Source organism: Gordonia sp. i37 (assembly GCF_002043085.1).
In the GTDB taxonomy this organism is placed as follows: domain Bacteria; phylum Actinomycetota; class Actinomycetes; order Mycobacteriales; family Mycobacteriaceae; genus Gordonia; species Gordonia polyisoprenivorans.
The window spans coordinates 1-270 of the sequence record NZ_MVPX01000663.1 but is presented as its reverse complement, the minus strand read 5'-3'; the positions used below and the strand labels follow the sequence as shown (position 1 = coordinate 270).

Annotated in this window: 1 protein-coding gene; it reads right to left on the bottom strand. The window is 66.7% G+C overall.

Features of this window, described 5'->3' with window-relative positions; translation table 11 throughout:
- The coding region (locus B1964_RS29440; protein WP_139765970.1) for an IS3 family transposase at positions 1–270 on the bottom strand (270 nt) is incomplete at both ends.

Genomic DNA, 270 nt, shown 5'->3' with positions numbered 1-270 from the left:
CCGGACTGCTCCGGAGATCCCGCAGATCCCCATCAGCCGGCCGACCTGATCGCGACCCATGGGGTGTCCTGCTCGCCACATCTGATGATGCATCTTGCGGACCCCGTAGACACTGCGGTTCTTGGTGAACTGGCGGAACACCTCGTGCGCGGCGTAGGCCTCGGCCAGCGCGGCCGCCGAGATCCGGCCGCGTTGCTTGTGGGCGTAGTAGGTGGACGGGGCGATCTGCATTCCGTACTCGGCGAGTACCCGGCAGATCGGATCGACCCC